Annotated in this window: 11 protein-coding genes; 4 read left to right on the top strand and 7 right to left on the bottom strand. The window is 71.6% G+C overall.

The window, feature by feature from the left end:
* Position 1: 1 nt before the first annotated feature.
* Complete coding sequence (locus AB0B45_RS33400) at positions 2–1,495, bottom strand: prolyl oligopeptidase family serine peptidase (RefSeq protein WP_358138710.1); 1,494 nt, start codon at positions 1,493–1,495, stop codon at positions 2–4.
* Positions 1,496–1,615: 120 nt separating this feature from the next.
* Between AB0B45_RS33400 and AB0B45_RS33395 the strand changes: the two genes are divergently transcribed.
* The 3 genes from AB0B45_RS33395 (at position 1,616) to AB0B45_RS33385 (ending at position 8,406) form a co-directional block, all read left to right on the top strand.
* Entirely contained in the window at positions 1,616–2,728 is a 1,113-nt protein-coding gene (locus AB0B45_RS33395; RefSeq protein ID WP_358138708.1) for an exonuclease SbcCD subunit D, read from the top strand.
* Positions 2,729–7,597, top strand: a complete 4,869-nt coding sequence (locus AB0B45_RS33390) for an AAA family ATPase (RefSeq protein WP_358138706.1) — start codon at positions 2,729–2,731, stop codon at positions 7,595–7,597. It begins immediately after the preceding gene.
* Positions 7,598–8,043: 446 nt separating this feature from the next.
* Positions 8,044–8,406: a helix-turn-helix domain-containing protein gene (locus AB0B45_RS33385; RefSeq protein ID WP_358138705.1), complete on the top strand. Its 363-nt coding sequence runs from the start codon at positions 8,044–8,046 to the stop codon at positions 8,404–8,406.
* A gap of 1 nt (position 8,407) precedes the next feature.
* On the opposite strand, the gene AB0B45_RS33380 is transcribed toward AB0B45_RS33385, so the two are convergent.
* The 4 genes from AB0B45_RS33380 to AB0B45_RS33365 all read right to left on the bottom strand — a co-directional run bounded on the left by AB0B45_RS33380 (position 8,408) and on the right by AB0B45_RS33365 (position 11,950).
* Positions 8,408–8,863: a cupin domain-containing protein gene (locus AB0B45_RS33380; RefSeq protein WP_358138703.1), complete on the bottom strand. Its 456-nt coding sequence runs from the start codon at positions 8,861–8,863 to the stop codon at positions 8,408–8,410.
* A 347-nt stretch (positions 8,864–9,210) separates the two neighbouring features.
* Positions 9,211–9,627 carry a MarR family transcriptional regulator gene (locus tag AB0B45_RS33375; protein WP_358138701.1) on the bottom strand — a complete coding sequence of 139 codons (417 nt, stop codon included), beginning with the start codon at positions 9,625–9,627 and terminating at the stop codon, positions 9,211–9,213.
* 11 nt (positions 9,628–9,638) lie between these two features.
* On the bottom strand, positions 9,639–10,973 hold the full coding sequence (locus AB0B45_RS33370) for a DHA2 family efflux MFS transporter permease subunit (RefSeq protein ID WP_358138700.1): 1,335 nt from the start codon (positions 10,971–10,973) through the stop codon (positions 9,639–9,641).
* A gap of 131 nt (positions 10,974–11,104) precedes the next feature.
* Positions 11,105–11,950, bottom strand: a complete 846-nt coding sequence (locus AB0B45_RS33365; RefSeq protein ID WP_358138698.1) for an NAD(P)H-binding protein — start codon at positions 11,948–11,950, stop codon at positions 11,105–11,107.
* Positions 11,951–12,070: 120 nt separating this feature from the next.
* Here AB0B45_RS33365 and AB0B45_RS33360 point away from each other — a divergent pair, with 120 nt between their 5' ends.
* Entirely contained in the window at positions 12,071–12,571 is a 501-nt protein-coding gene (locus AB0B45_RS33360) for a MarR family winged helix-turn-helix transcriptional regulator (RefSeq protein WP_358138696.1), read from the top strand.
* 138 nt (positions 12,572–12,709) lie between these two features.
* On the opposite strand, the gene AB0B45_RS33355 is transcribed toward AB0B45_RS33360, so the two are convergent.
* Complete coding sequence (locus tag AB0B45_RS33355; RefSeq protein ID WP_358138695.1) at positions 12,710–12,943, bottom strand: hypothetical protein; 234 nt, start codon at positions 12,941–12,943, stop codon at positions 12,710–12,712.
* 294 nt (positions 12,944–13,237) lie between these two features.
* Positions 13,238–14,104 carry a LysR family transcriptional regulator gene (locus tag AB0B45_RS33350; RefSeq protein WP_358138693.1) on the bottom strand — a complete coding sequence of 289 codons (867 nt, stop codon included), beginning with the start codon at positions 14,102–14,104 and terminating at the stop codon, positions 13,238–13,240.
* Positions 14,105–14,121: the final 17 nt, after the last annotated feature.

The following is a 14,121-nucleotide window of genomic DNA, read 5'->3' as shown; positions in this document are numbered from 1 at the left end:
CTCACCAGGGGAAGGCGAACAGGCCGTAGTAGGCGGCGGCCACCAGCAGCAGGCCGGTGCCGCCGAGCGCGCCCGCGATCGCCACGTGCTGCCACCTGCTCGGCCGCATGCCCTCGCGCAGGCCCGACACGACCGCCGCCACGGCCGTCACCTCCTGCAGCAGCATGAGGACGGCCAGCACCCGGACGACCAGCCAACCGGCGAGTACGGCGGGCCACGCGCCCGCCTGGTTGATCGAGAACATCACCAGGAGCATGATGAAGGCCAGCACCGCGGCCAGCAGGCCGACGCCCGTCCACGCCATCTTGCGCAGCCTGCGCCTGATCGGCGGCCACAGCCTGGCGTTGGTCTCCTCCAGCGTGGTGTGGCGGCCGCGCAGCCGTACGAACATCACCGCGACAGGACCGGCGACGTAGCCGACGGCCGCGAGGCAGATCGTCAGCCCGAGCATCGCCCCTCCGGCGTACCAGGGGGCGACGGGCACGTCGCTGGCCGCGAAGCGCTGTACGGGGGTGGCGCCCGCCAGGTGGATCGCGGGCTTGGCCGTGCGGGACAGGCCGAGGATCCAGTTGCCGAGCGTGTCGAGGTAGCCGGGGGTGAACGGGCCGCCGCTGATGCGCATCGCGTGGTCGGCCCTGGCCAGGTAACGGATCGTGTAGCTGTCGTTGCGCGCCTTGGCCAGACCCTTGATGAGGGCCTCGGTGCTCTCGACGAACGGGATGGACGGGTCGGCCGTGCCGTACAGCGCGAGAACGGGTTGCCTGATCCCCTCCAGCGCCGGCATCGCGTCGTAGCGCAGGAAGTTGAAGCCCACGCCGCCCATCGCCCTGGTCAGCAGGTCGCGCGCGCCGATCGGAGCGTGCAGGCGCAGCAACTGCTCGTTCAGGGCCCAGGCCACCTGGCGCAGCGGGGAGACGTTCGGCGAGGAGACCAGCACGATGAAGCCCACGGCCGAGCTCTTGGCCGCGGCGATCGGCACCACCCAGCCGCCCTCGCTGACCCCCCACACGCCGGTGCGGGCCGGGTCGACGTCCGGCCTGACGCGCAGGTGCGCCACCATGCGCAGCACGTCGTCGGCGAGCAGGCCGAAGTCCCTGCTGCGGAAGTTGTAGCCGACCTCGCGCTTGTCGTAGGCGAGCGTCACCACACCCGCCCTGGCGAGGAACTCCGCCTGGGGCGCGAACTCCTCCCTCGACCCGTTGCCCGAGCCCGAGACGAACACCATCGCCGGATGCCTGCCGGGCGTCATCGGCGCCCTGATCGTGCCGTGCAGCCACTGGCCCTCGGCGGCGACGGAGAAGCGCTCGACGCGGAACGCGCCGGTCGCCGCCACGGGTCGCGTCTCGACAGCGGGCTGCGCCGGCAGCGACTGGAAGACCGGGTCGGCCGTCAGGGGTGGGGGATCGAAGGCGGGAGGCAGCGCGTAGCCAACCGTGGCGAGAGCCATCAGCACCAGGCCGACCGCCACGCTCAAAGTGCCTCGGCCGGGTCGCATCGGCCTCTCCATGTGATTTGTTTGCCCGCTGATCAATCAGCCTACTCCCGGCGTCCACCCTGATGCCTGCGGTGTCGTTGAGCCTGCTTTTGTCGGTGAGAACTGTTAGCTTCCTGCGACATGCGCCTCCTGCACACCTCCGACTGGCACCTCGGCAGGTCCTTCCACCGCGAGAGCCTCATCGAGGGGCAGGCGGCCTTCGTCGACCACCTGGTCGAGACCGTGCGCGCGGAGCGGGTCGACGTCGTCGCCGTCTCCGGCGACGTCTACGACCGGGCGCTGCCGCCCGTCGACGCGGTCGCGCTGTGCAACGAGGCGCTGCGCCGGCTCGTCGCCGCCGGCGCCCGTGTCGTCATGATCAGCGGCAACCACGACTCGGCCCGCCGCCTCGGCTTCGGCGCCGACCTGATCGACGCGGCGGGCGTCCACCTGCGCACCGACCCGTCCCGCGCGTGGGAGCCCGTGGTCATCGGCGACGTCGCCCTCTACGGCATCCCCTACCTGGAGCCGGAGCTGGTGCGCGGCCCGTGGGAGCTGGCCGAGCGCAGCCACACCGCGGCCCTCTCCCACGCGATGGGGCTGATCAGGGCCGATGCCGTACGGCACCGCCACTCCGTCGTGCTCGCCCACGCCTTCGTGGCAGGGGGTACGGCCAGCGACAGCGAGCGCGACATCAGCGTCGGCGGCGTCGCCCACGTGCCGCTCACGGCCTTCGAGGGGGTCGACTACGTCGCGCTCGGCCACCTCCACGGCCGCCAGCGGATGGCCGACCACATCCGCTACTCCGGCTCGCCGCTGGCCTACTCCTTCTCCGAGACCGACCACGTGAAGGGCTCGTGGCTGGTGACGGTCGGCTCCCCTGGGGCCGACTTCGTCCCCGCCCCGGTGCCGCGCCCGGTCGGCAGGCTGCGCGGCACGCTCGACGAGCTGCTCGCCGACCCGGCGCTCGCCGTACGCGAGGACCACTGGCTCCACGTCACGCTGACCGACGCGGTGCGGCCCAAGTCGGCGATGGACCGGCTGCGCGCCCGCTTCCCGCACACGCTCGCCCTCGCCTTCGACCCGCAGGGCGCCGCCCCCGCCCGGCAGGCCGTACGGCTGGCCGGGCGGCCGGAGATCGAGGTCGCGCTCGACTTCGTCCGCGAGGTCAGAGGCGAGCCCGCCGACGCGATGGAGGAACGGCTGCTGCGCGAAGCCGTCGAGGCGTCGAGGATCAAGGAGGTCATGGTCTAGATGCGGCCGCACAGGCTGACCCTCACCGCGTTCGGGTCGTTCCCCGGCACCGAGACGGTCGACTTCGACTCCTTGGCGGAGGCGGGGCTCTTCCTCGTCCACGGGCCGACGGGCGCGGGCAAGACCACGCTGCTCGACGCGCTCTGCTTCGCCCTCTACGGCGTGGTGCCAGGGCAGCGCAACAGCGCCCGCAGCCTGCGCTGCGACCACGCGCCGCCCTCGGTCGGGCCGTCGGTGACGCTGGAGGTGACGCTGCGGGGGCGGCTGCTGCGCATCCAGCGCTCGCCCGCCTGGACCAGGCCCAAGCTCAGAGGCGCGGGAGTCACCGAGGAGAAGGCCAAGGTCATCGTCTCCGAGCAGGTCCGTGGGGTGGGCTGGCAGGGGCTGACCACCCGCGCCGACGAGGCGGGCGACCTGGTGGGCGGGCTGCTCGGGATGAACGCCGACCAGTTCTGCCAGGTCGCGATGCTGCCGCAGGGGGATTTCGCGCGGTTCCTGCGGGCGGACGGGGAGGAGCGGCGGCGGCTGCTGGAGCGGTTGTTCACGGTGAAGGTGTTCACGTCGGCTGAGGCGTGGCTGGCCGAACGGCGCAAGCAGACGTGGCGGGAGTCGCAGGAGGGGCGGCAGGAGGTCGAGTACGCGGTCAAGCGGCTGGAGGAGGCCGCGGGCGACGTCCTCGCCCCGCGCGCCGAGGTTCTGGGAACCGTTCCCGCCCCGCGCGCCGACTCCGACGGCGGCGCGGATCCGACGGTTCCGACGGCGGCGCGCGTCGACTCCGGCGGTGGCATGGCTCCTCCGGTGCCGCGCGCCGACTCTGATGGCGGCGTGGCTCCGACGGCGGAGAGTGATCCGCTGGCGTGGTCGGGTTTGTTGCGCTCGGCGGCCGAAGCGGTCGTGGGGCACGCCACCGAGGCATGGGCGGCGGGGGAGGTCGCGGTGCGGGAACACCGCGAGAGGTTCGAGCGGGCGAGCGCGCTGGCGGACAGACAGCGCCGCCACGCCGAGGCCGTGGCACTGCGCAGGAGCCTCGACGACCGGGCGGAGGAGCGCTCGGACCTGCTGACCGTTCTCGACGAGGCGGCACGGGCCGACCGCGTCCTGCCCCTGATCAACGCCGCCCGTCAGCGTGCCGCGGCGGCGGGCAAGGCAAGAGGGCTGGCCGCCGACGCCATAGCCCGCGCCACCCCTCTCCTCGGCCCGCTCACCTCCAACTCGCGCTCGGGTGTGGCCTCGCGTTCGGATGTGGACTCGTCCTCGGGTGTGGACTCCCGCTCGGGCGTGGACCCTCGTGAAGGGGCGGGCCCCGATCCTGGCGCTGGGTCAGGCCGGCTTACGGGCCGCGACCCGAGCGGGCCCGCCGTCGACCCGGACATGCTCGCCGGGCTCGAGCGCGAACGGTTGGATGAGATCACCAGGGTGTCAGAGCTGCTCGCCGACGAGAACAGGCTCGCCCAGCTCCGGCGTGACCTGGGCGCGGCCGAGCAGGAGATCGCGACGCTGTCCACCAGGGAGCGCGCCGCTGCCGCCCGCCTGGAGGAACTGCCGGCCCTGGTCAAGGCGGCCGACGACGCCGCCGCCACGGCGAGGCTCGACGCGGCCGTGATCCCGGCCGCCGAGGCCGCCAGGTCCGCGGCCGCCGCCCTCCTCGAAGCGATCGAACGCCGCGACCGCCTGAGCGCCGACCTCGCCGCCGCCCAAGCTGACCTGACCACCCGCCTGCGCGACCCCGCCCTCACCCACGCACTCGCCGACCTGGCGACCCGCCTGCGAGGGTCCGGCGCCGTCCCATCGAATGCCGGTCTGTCTGGGCCCGGGGTCGTTTCGTCGGATGCCCGTCCGCGCGAGTCCGACGTCGTCCCGGCGGATCACCCGGCACCCCTGGAAGGTCTCGGCCCCGACGCGCAAGCGGCTGAGTCGGATCACGCCGGCGACGTCTCCCACTCGTTCGCCGATGCGGCGCACGCCATCGAAGCCCTGCGGTCACTGATCGGCGCCGAGGGGGCGGCGGAAGCACCACGGTTCGGGAAGACGGCGGGACCGTCGCGGTTCGGGGAGGCGGCGTGGGCCCCGCGGGTCGAGGAGACGGTGGGGATACCTCAATTCGAGGAGGCGTCGGGACCGCCGCGGGTCGAGGAGACGGTGGGGGCACCGCAATTCGGGGAAACAGGGGGAGCGGGGCGGGTCCACCGTGGGGCGGGTGCTTGGCGGGTCGTGCGGGAGCGGGCGCGGCTGGTCGAGCGCGTCATGGGTGACCAGCTCGCCGCCCTCGAAGGGTTGCGCGCAGATGAGTCCCGGCTGACCGAGCTCGACGAGCGGCTCGCCGTACTGACCGCCGAGCTGGACACGCTCGCCGAACGTGAGGGTGCGGGCCGGGCGGCCATGGACGAACTGCCCACCGCGCTTCACGATGTGACGGCACGGCTGGCGGAGGCGCGCGCCGCCGAAGGGCGCCTGCCGTCCGCGATCGCCGCCCGTGACGCGGCGGCGTCCTGGCTCGCGGTGGCCAGCCGGCGGCACGAGCTGGAGGGCGAGGTGGAGGCCGCGCGCGCCGCCCACGGTGTGGCCGTCGAGCAGGCGCAGGACTTGCGGGACCGGCTGCAGGAGGTGCGTCAGGCCCGCATCGAGGGGATGGCGGCGGAGCTGGCGGCCGAGCTGTCCGAGGGGGAGCCGTGTGCGGTGTGCGGGTCGGCCGAACACCCCTCGCCCGCCGAGCCCGCCGAGATCGCCTACGCCGCCGATGACGAGATCGAGGCGCAGGCCGCCTACGACGCGGCACTCGCCGAACGGCAGGCGGCCGACGGTCTGCTGTCCTCGCTGACCTCGCGGCTGGACGAGCTCGCAGACGCGCCCGCACCCGACGAGGCGGCGGCCGAGCTGGCCGCCGCTGAGGACGAGGTGGCGGCGCTGACGGAGCTGGCCAAGGAGGAACCCGCGTGCGAGCGGGCCGCGCTGGCGCTGGAGTCGCAGCTGGAACAGGCCCGCGACCAGCTCCACGAGACGGAACGGCGGCTGGCTGAGGCTCGGACGGCGATCGCGGCGTCGGCGGGCGAGCGGGAGCGCATCCACGCCCGCCTGGAAGAGGCGCGCGGTGTCGACGCCAGCCTCGGCGCGCGCAGGCGGCGGCTCGGGGGCGAGCTCCTGCTGTTGGCGGAGCTGGCCAGGGCCGCCGAACGGGTGGGCGAGATCACCGCGAGGCTCGACGACGCCCTCGACACCCTCACCCGCCTCCTGACCCCGGCCCCCGCCCCCTCTGCCGTGGCCCACGATCTCGCCACCGCGGCCTCCGCCCCCTTCGGAGCCGGGCACCCCTGGGCCGATGGCTCGGGGTTTGACGGTCCTGCGGCGAAGGGCGCGGCCAGTCCGGGGTCGGAGGCATCCGGCGGCGCGGAGGGGGCGGCCAGTCCGGGGTCGGAGGCGTCCGGTGGTGTGGGGGGCGTCGGCGCGGAGGGTGCGGGCAGTCCGGGGTCGGAGGGGCCCGGTGATGTAGGGGACGACGGCGCGGAGGGCGGCGGGCTCCGACTCGACGGTTCCGGGCTCTGGCTTGAGGACATGCAGGGCACGGCGCGCGATGCCGAGCCGCGGAAGAGGGCCGCCGAGGCCACCAGGGCGTGGGCGTCCGCCGAGCTCGACGCCGCCGACCACGAGGCGGCCCGGTTGCGGGCGGCCGCCGCAGCGCACCCCCGGCTCGCGGCCCGGGCGGCCGAGCTGGCCGACGAACACGTCAGGACCACCGGGGCCTTCCGCGAGCTCGGCCTGCGGCTGGCCGCTTGCCGTACCAGGGCCGAAGAGCTCCGAGCCGAAGCCGCCCGCCTGGCGGCCCGCATCGACGACGCCAGGGGCGCGGACCCGACGCTCACCGCCAGGCTCGACCGGCTGCGAGAGGAAGCGCAGCTGCTTCGCGAGGCCCACGAGGCGACGCAGGCCGCCGAGTCCGCCGTGGCCGAGCACCGCAGGGCCGTCGAGGCGGCGGAGCAGGCGGCCCTGGCGGCCGGGTTCGTGGACGGGGCTGACGTGCTGCCCGCCGTACGGACTCAGGAGGAAAGGGAGGAGAAGGCCGAGCGGCTGCGCGAGCTGGACGCCGCGCACGCCGCGGTGACGCGCACGCTGGCCGACCCCGAGCTGGTCGCCGCCGCGGCCGAGCCCGCGCCCGACCTGGCGGCGATGGAGTTCGCGAGGCAGGAGGCGGAGCGGGCGCACACCGCGCTCGCCTCGGCCCGTGACAGGGCGGAGCGGCGAGTGCGCAGGCTCGCCGAGCTGCACGACGAGCTGGCGGCGTGCCTGGGCCACTGGCAGCCCGCCGCCGACAGGCACCGGCTGGCCGAACGGCTGGCGGCGCTGGCCAGCGGCACCTCGGGCGACAACCAGTGGAGCATGAGCCTGTCGTCGTACGTGCTGGGGGAGCGGCTCAGGCAGGTCGTCGACGCCGCCAACGAGCGCCTCGACCACATGTCGGGCGGTCGCTACCAGCTCCAGCACGACCTGCGGAAAACGGCGGGCGCGCGCGGAAGAGCGGGCGGCGGGCTCGGGCTGCGGGTGCTCGACGCGTGGACGGGCGTCGACCGCGACCCCGCGACGCTCTCGGGAGGCGAGAGCTTCATCACCTCGCTGGCGCTGGCGCTGGGCCTGGCCGACGTGGTGAGCGCGGAGGCGGGCGGCGCGGAGATCGGGATGCTGTTCGTGGACGAGGGGTTCGGCACCCTCGACGAGGACACTCTCGACGGTGTCCTCGACATCCTCGACGGGCTGCGCGACGGGGGGAGGGCGGTCGGCATCGTCAGTCACGTCGGCGAGCTGCGGACCAGGATCCCGGCCCAGCTCAAGGTCACCAAGGCGCGGGCGGGATCGACGCTGGCGGTCACGGCTCCGTGACCTGGCAGGGCCGGTTCGTCGCGGTCGGACATGGAGCGCGGACGCAGCACCGGACCCCAGCACCGGACCGTCATCGCCCTGACGCAGGCGCTCGCAGTAGGGGAAGCCGACCGTGAGCAGCTCGTCGACCCAGCCCGAGAGGGGCGCCTGCGAGATCACTGGAGGCGTCCGACCGGTCTGTGTGAGCTGCCGCGATCGGTTGTCGGGAATCGGCTGGTCGGCCGGCCTTCCTGGCCGGCCGGCCACGGCGGCTTCGTCGACGGCTCCGCTGGCAGGCCGTCTACGACCTGCTCGTCGCCGACGGCTTCCGCGTGTCGGTCGTGCAGAACCCGACCCCAGCACCTGCGGCGTGCCTGGTCGCCGTCGATCGACAACCTAGGCCGACGCGGTTAGGTTACCTCAGGTAAGAAGGTTTCGATCAGGAACCATCTGGGTGGGAGATCACCATGGACGCTCTCGGCCACACCCCTGCGGCATGCCGGGCTCGCGAGATTCTCGACCGTGTGGGCGGCAAGTGGTCGCTGTCCGTGATCTCCCACCTCGGCGCGGACACCAAGCGGTTCACCGAGCTCAACCGCGGCATCGAGGGCATCAGCCATCGCATGCTGACCGTCACCCTCCGCGATCTGGAGCGCGACGGCATCGTCTCCAGGACGGTGTATCCGGTCATGCCGCCCCGCGTCGAGTACACGCTCACCCCGGTGGGCCACACCCTGTTCGACCTCGTCAGCGGCCTGGTCACCTGGGCGGAGGGCCACCTCGACGACATCGACGCCGCCCGCGCCGCCTACGACGCCCGCGCCGAGTGAGTCAGCCCTCCACGAAGGCACGGAAGTCGATGATGGACGGCGGCGGCACCGGCTCCTCCTCGGTGCCGGGCGCCGGGCTCCGCTCCAGCAGCCGAGTGCCGACCACGGATCCCGCGAACACCGCGTGCAGCCGTACCTTCCTGCCCGACCTGTTGCGGAACCCGTGGGAGACACCCGGTGGCACCAGGATCACCGCCCCTGGCCCCACCGGCTGCCACTGTCCGTCGTAGAACGCCTCGGCCTCACCCTCGTCGATGATGAGAACCTCCTCGTTGGTGTGCACGTGCACCGGGATGATCTCGTCTGGCGCGAGATGCTCGAAGTTCAGGACCAGGTTCTTGACGTGGCGGCCGTCGGGGCGAGCGGGGTCCAGCACCAGGGAGTGGAGCGAGTTCGGCTTGTAGTTGTGCGGATCTTCGGGAAAGGGCCTGTAGTCCACGCGAGTGATGATGCTCATGGCAGCAGTCTGAGCGTGGATGCTTTCCGCAGGTAGATCGCACTTTTTCGTAACCTTCTCACACCGGTGTAACCGCCACGGTGCTCCAGTCGTCCCGCCCGTGCCCCGAGCCACCGCCGCGGAGAACACCGACAGAACGCTGTCCAGGATCGGCCTCGCCACCGGGGTGCCCTCCTGACCGCTCGGCGGGCCTACGTGCCGCCGCCCTCGTTGAGGAGCCGAGCGGTGGTCTTGTCGGCCGGATGGCGGCGCTGCGGGCGGCAGCCACTGGGATGCCGATCTCGTTGAGGAGCGCGGACAGGTGGTCCGTGCGGCAGGGCTGGACCGGCGGATGCAGGGCAACCGGGTCAACGAAGCGCCGTATTGGGTTCGAGGTTGTGGGTCATGCGCTCCAGCACATCGACGGCCGCGCGGTACTCGTCGATGGAGATGCCGGACATCGACAGTTCGCGGAACGCGTCGACGCGTTCCGCGACTAAGGCCAGGCGCTGATGGCCCTCGGGGGTGAGGGTGAGCCGGCCCGATGCGGGACGGGTCGCCCAGCCGTCGGCGAGCACCGTCTCGATGGCGGCGGACAGGGTGGGGGTGTCGGCGTTGGCGCCGAGGATCGACAGGACGTCTGCGTCTGAGATCTGAGGGGTGTCTTGGAGGACGTTGAGGACCTGCCAGGCGATCCGGGTGAGGTTGAACTCGCGCAGTGTGCCGTTCATGTGGCGGGTGATTGCCTGGTCGGTGCGGTTGAGCCAGTAGCCGATGGGCTTCATGGTGGTGCTCCTCAGTGATGTCGGGGCTGGGCTTTGCGTGGCATGAGCTGGGTGAGGCCGCAGCAGAGGAAGACGCCGGCGGCGACGGCGGCCAGGCTGAGGGCGGTTCCGCCTGCGGTGTGGAAGTAGAGGGTGGTGATGGCCGCGGCGCCGAGGCTGTTGGCCAGTTGCTGGACGGCCGACAGCGAGCCGCTGGCACTGCCGGATTCCTTCGGGTCGATGTCGCCGAGGGTGACCTGGTAGATGGAGCCGAAGCAGGTGCCCAGGCCCAGGCCGGTGACGAACACCGGCAGGACGAGTGACCAGGCGGCCATGTCGGATCCCTGGGTCTGTACCAGGGTGAAGAGGGTAAGCACGCCGGTCAGGGTGAGGACCAGGCCGATGCGGATCAGCGTCCGGCCAAGGCGGGCGATGAGCCGGTGGGCGGCGAGAGAGGCGACGATGATCCCCGCGGCGATCGGCGCGAGACCGAGGGAGGCCTGTGTCGGCGTGCGGTGCAGCACGTCCTGCAGGAACAGGGACAGGACGAACAGCAGCCCGGAGACCGCGGCGTTGAAGACCAGGCCGAGGATCAGGCCGGAGGTGAAGCCGCGGTTGTGGAGGAGTGTCGGCTCGATGAGTGGGCTGGCCGCGGCGCGCTGGCGCAGGCAGAACAGGACGAAGAGGACTGCGCCTGCCGTCAGGCAGAGGATCGGGCGGAGCGTCCAGCCGTGGCTGGAGCCGTCGATCAAGCCGTACAGGAGACCGAGCATGGTGGCGGCGAGCAGGCCCGAGCCGAGACCGTCGACAGTGACCGTACGGTCGCCGGTGTCGCGGGGCAGGATGCGGGCGGCCAGACCGAGCGCGACGCCGCCGAGAACGATGTTGATCAGGAACATGGAGCGCCAGCCGAGGCCGAACAGATCGGCGTCGATGAGGAATCCGGCCAGGATCGGGCCGCCGATGGCGGACAGGCCGAGGGCCGGGGCGAAGACGCCGAAGGCCTTGCCGATCTCGTCGCGGGGGAACACCGCGCCGAGAATGCCGAACCCCTGTGGGATCAGCAGGGCACCGAAGGCGCCCTGGATCAGCCGGAAGACGATAGCGGATGCGGGGCCGGAGGCCAGACCGCAGGCGACGGAGGCGAGGGTGAAGCCGGTGATGCCGATCAGGAACAGGCGGCGGCGTCCGAACTTGTCGCCGAGTCGGCCGCCGACTACGAGCAGGACGCCCATGGCCAGGGCGTAACTGGCGCCGAGCCACTGGACGAGGGCGTTGCCGCCGTGCAGGTCGGCGGCGATGGTCGGGGCGGCGATGTTGGTGATCGTCGCGTCGAGGAGGTCGAGGATCGCGGCGAACAGGACCACGGCGAGGACGGCCCAACGTCCGCGGTCAGGTTGGTGGCCGGTGGGTAGTGGCGGCGCTGGGGCCAGGGTGTTCGACAAGGGGATGCCTCAAGGGGGAGGGAGGGGCCTTCGTGAACGAACGCCCCTCCAGGTCAGTTCTGGGTGAAAGCGGCGGCGTTTTCGCCGGCCCACTGCTGGAAGGTGCGGGCGGGCCTGCCTCCGAGAAGGGTCTGGGTGGTGTCGGCGATGACGGCGGGCTCGGCGGACGCGGCGGCCCAGAGCGCGAGCAGTGAGCCGACCATCGGGGCCGGCATGTACTGGCCCATCTGCTCCTCGGCCTCGGCGTGGGTGATCTTCACGACCGGGATGTCACGGTCGAGGACGTCGGCGAGGACGGCGAGTTGCTCACGGAAGGTGAGCAACTGCGCGCCGGTGAGGGTGACCGCCCGGCCGGTGAGGGAGTCGCCGGTCAGGGCCTCGACGGCGATGTCGGCGACGTCGGCGGGGTGGATGGGCGCGATCTGCGCGTCCGGATAGGCGAGCTGGATCGGCATGTTCTGGCCGATGAAGTAGGCCCAGCCGAGGGCGTTGCTGGCGAAGGCGTCCGGCCGCAGGAACGTGCAGGTGAGGTCGGAGTCGGCGAGGGCGCGCTCGACCTTGAGGCTGTGGCTCGCGAGCGGGTCGTTCTCGGCGTCGGGGCCCAGGACCGAGGAGGAGGATAGCAGGACGACGTGCTCGACGCCCGCGACCTCAGCGGCCTTGATGAAGTCGTGGATGCCGCCGGGCTCGGGGTAGAGGAAAACCTGGCGGATGCCGCGGAGCGCGTCTTGGAAGGTCTCGGGCCGGTCGAGAACGAGCTCGACGACCTCGACACCGGCCGGGACGGTCAGCTCGGCGGGCTTGGCGCTGGCGGCGCGGACGGAGAGGCCGGCGGAATGGAGGCGGTTGATGACCGCCTGACCGACCTTGCCGCGGGCGCCGGTGATGAGGGTGGTCATGGTTACTCCTGTTGGTTGCTTGGAGGGGCTTGTTGCTGCTGATCTACATATGCATGCTTACATGCACATGTTTTCTTGTCAACACATGTCTTCTGGGTTTCATGGATATACGATGGGCGCATGACGATGAACGAGCCACGAACCGCCGACGAGCTGCTGGACGCCGTGGGCCCGGCGTTCTCCAAGCTGCGCCGCACCTCTCTGCTGGAGGTCGAGAACCCGATCTCGGCCAAGGAGCTGAGCCGCACCCTGGTCCTCAACCTCGTCCTCGAGGGCACTCAGGACCCCGACAAGGAGATCACCGTCGGAGCGGTGGCCGAACTCCTGGGGACGGATCCCTCGGTCGCCAGCCGCATGGTTACCGACAACATCAAGGCCGGCTACCTGATCCGCGCCGCCTCCCAGCAGGACGGCCGACGCACCGTCCTCCACCTCAGCCCCGAAGGCGCCGAGCTCATGGCCCGCTTCCGCCGCCACCAGCGCTCGGCCTTCGAATACATCACCGCAGACTGGTCAGAACACGAGCGGCTGGAGTTCGCTCGCCTGATGCTCAAGTACGTCGACTCCTTGGCCGACCTCCGCAGCCGAGGCCTGGCCACCGAGTCGCCCAGAAGCACCTAGCCGATCGCGGAACGTCCTCCATGATTCCAGGTCGTCCTTGCCCAGGGAATGTGAGAGCGAGGCAGGCGGGCAGACCCCATCTCAGCCAGATGACCAAGGCTCGGAGAACCGAGGGGATCTCCCTCTCACTTGACCGTCCTACCGGATCCAGGCGGGTGCGATCCGCTCGGCCTGCTCGGTCGGAGGGGCGTAGGCCCGGCTACCCGCCGGAGCGGTGACGATGGCGGTGAATCCGGCCTGCGGGTTGGAGCGCACCTGCAAGGCGGCAGTGTCGGCCGGGATGACGAGGGTGTCGGAGGTCAGGGTGTGGCTCTCCACGCGCCACAGGGCGGCCTGGCAGGCACCCAGGGTCGGCGAGGCGAAGGTGGTCATGACGCCATTGGGTGTCTCGGTACGGCGGGCCTCTGAGCTACGGATGACAGCCACGGGTGGTGCCTTTCGGGCGAATATCGATGGCATTTCGAACAGGCCCAAGCCTGGCCGGGGCGGGCGCCCGGAACAACGCCAGATCCCGCAACAGCCGATAACCTGGCGCTTATCGGATGAAAGGAGTCGCGCATCCGACTTCTGTCGGGGGCTCCCCTGCTCATCCGAGGCTGAGCACCACCGATCGCCGTCGGTTACAGGCACCTCCGTGCCCTGCGCCGCGCCGTACCTGACAGGGAATCAGCCCGCCGCCTCGACGAAGGCGCGCATCCGCGCGGTGACGCCCTTGGCGCGCCAGATCAGACCCCATTCCAGGGGCTCGGCGTCGTCGAACGGGACGTACACGATGTCGGGACGCGCGTAGTAGAGCCGGGCCTGTTCCCCCACGGGGAAGACGCCCTGACCCGCGCTGACGAGAGCCAGGACCTCCTGGAAGGTATCGGCCGATGGGCCGGGCTCGATGGGCCGACCGGAGGGAGTTCGCCGAGGCGTTCGATCCTCGCGCCAGGAGTCGGGGATGGAGCCCCCCGCCTGGATCATCTTGTCCAGCGCCAGGTCTTCCAGGGACACCGAGGTACGGCGGGCGAAGGGATGCCCGGCCGGTACGGCCAGCAGCCGTGGCTCGGTCATCAGCACCGGCCCCATGACGAGGTCCGGGTCGATGAGGGGAAAACCGGTGACCAGGAGGTCGACCTCGCCGATGCGTAGCCACTCGATGGCCGCGTTGATCTGGGCCTCGCGGATCTGCACCTCGCAGTCCGGATAGCGCTCGTTGAACCGGGCCGCGGCCTGGACCAGCAACTGGCCCGCGGCGACGCCGACGAAGCCGATGCGCAGCGTGCCGCTGACGCCGCGACTGCTGTCGATCGCCTTTCTCAGCCCGGCCTGGATCTGCTCGTAGGCGGGCCGGAGATCCTCCAGCAACCTCTCCCCGATCGGCGTCAGCCGTACGGCGCGGCTGGAGCGTTCGAACAGCGCGCCGCCGATCAGGCGCTCTTGCTTCCTGATCGCCTGACTGACCCGCGCCTGGGACACGCGCAGCTGCTCGGCGGTCCGCCCGAAGTGCAACTCCCCAGCCAAGGTCAGAAAAATCTCGATGTCCCGCATCTCCATACATCCCCCTA

This window comes from Nonomuraea sp. NPDC049152 (genome assembly GCF_040648355.1).
Taxonomy (GTDB): Bacteria; Actinomycetota; Actinomycetes; order Streptosporangiales; family Streptosporangiaceae; genus Nonomuraea.
This window is presented reverse-complemented; position numbering and strand designations above follow the sequence as displayed.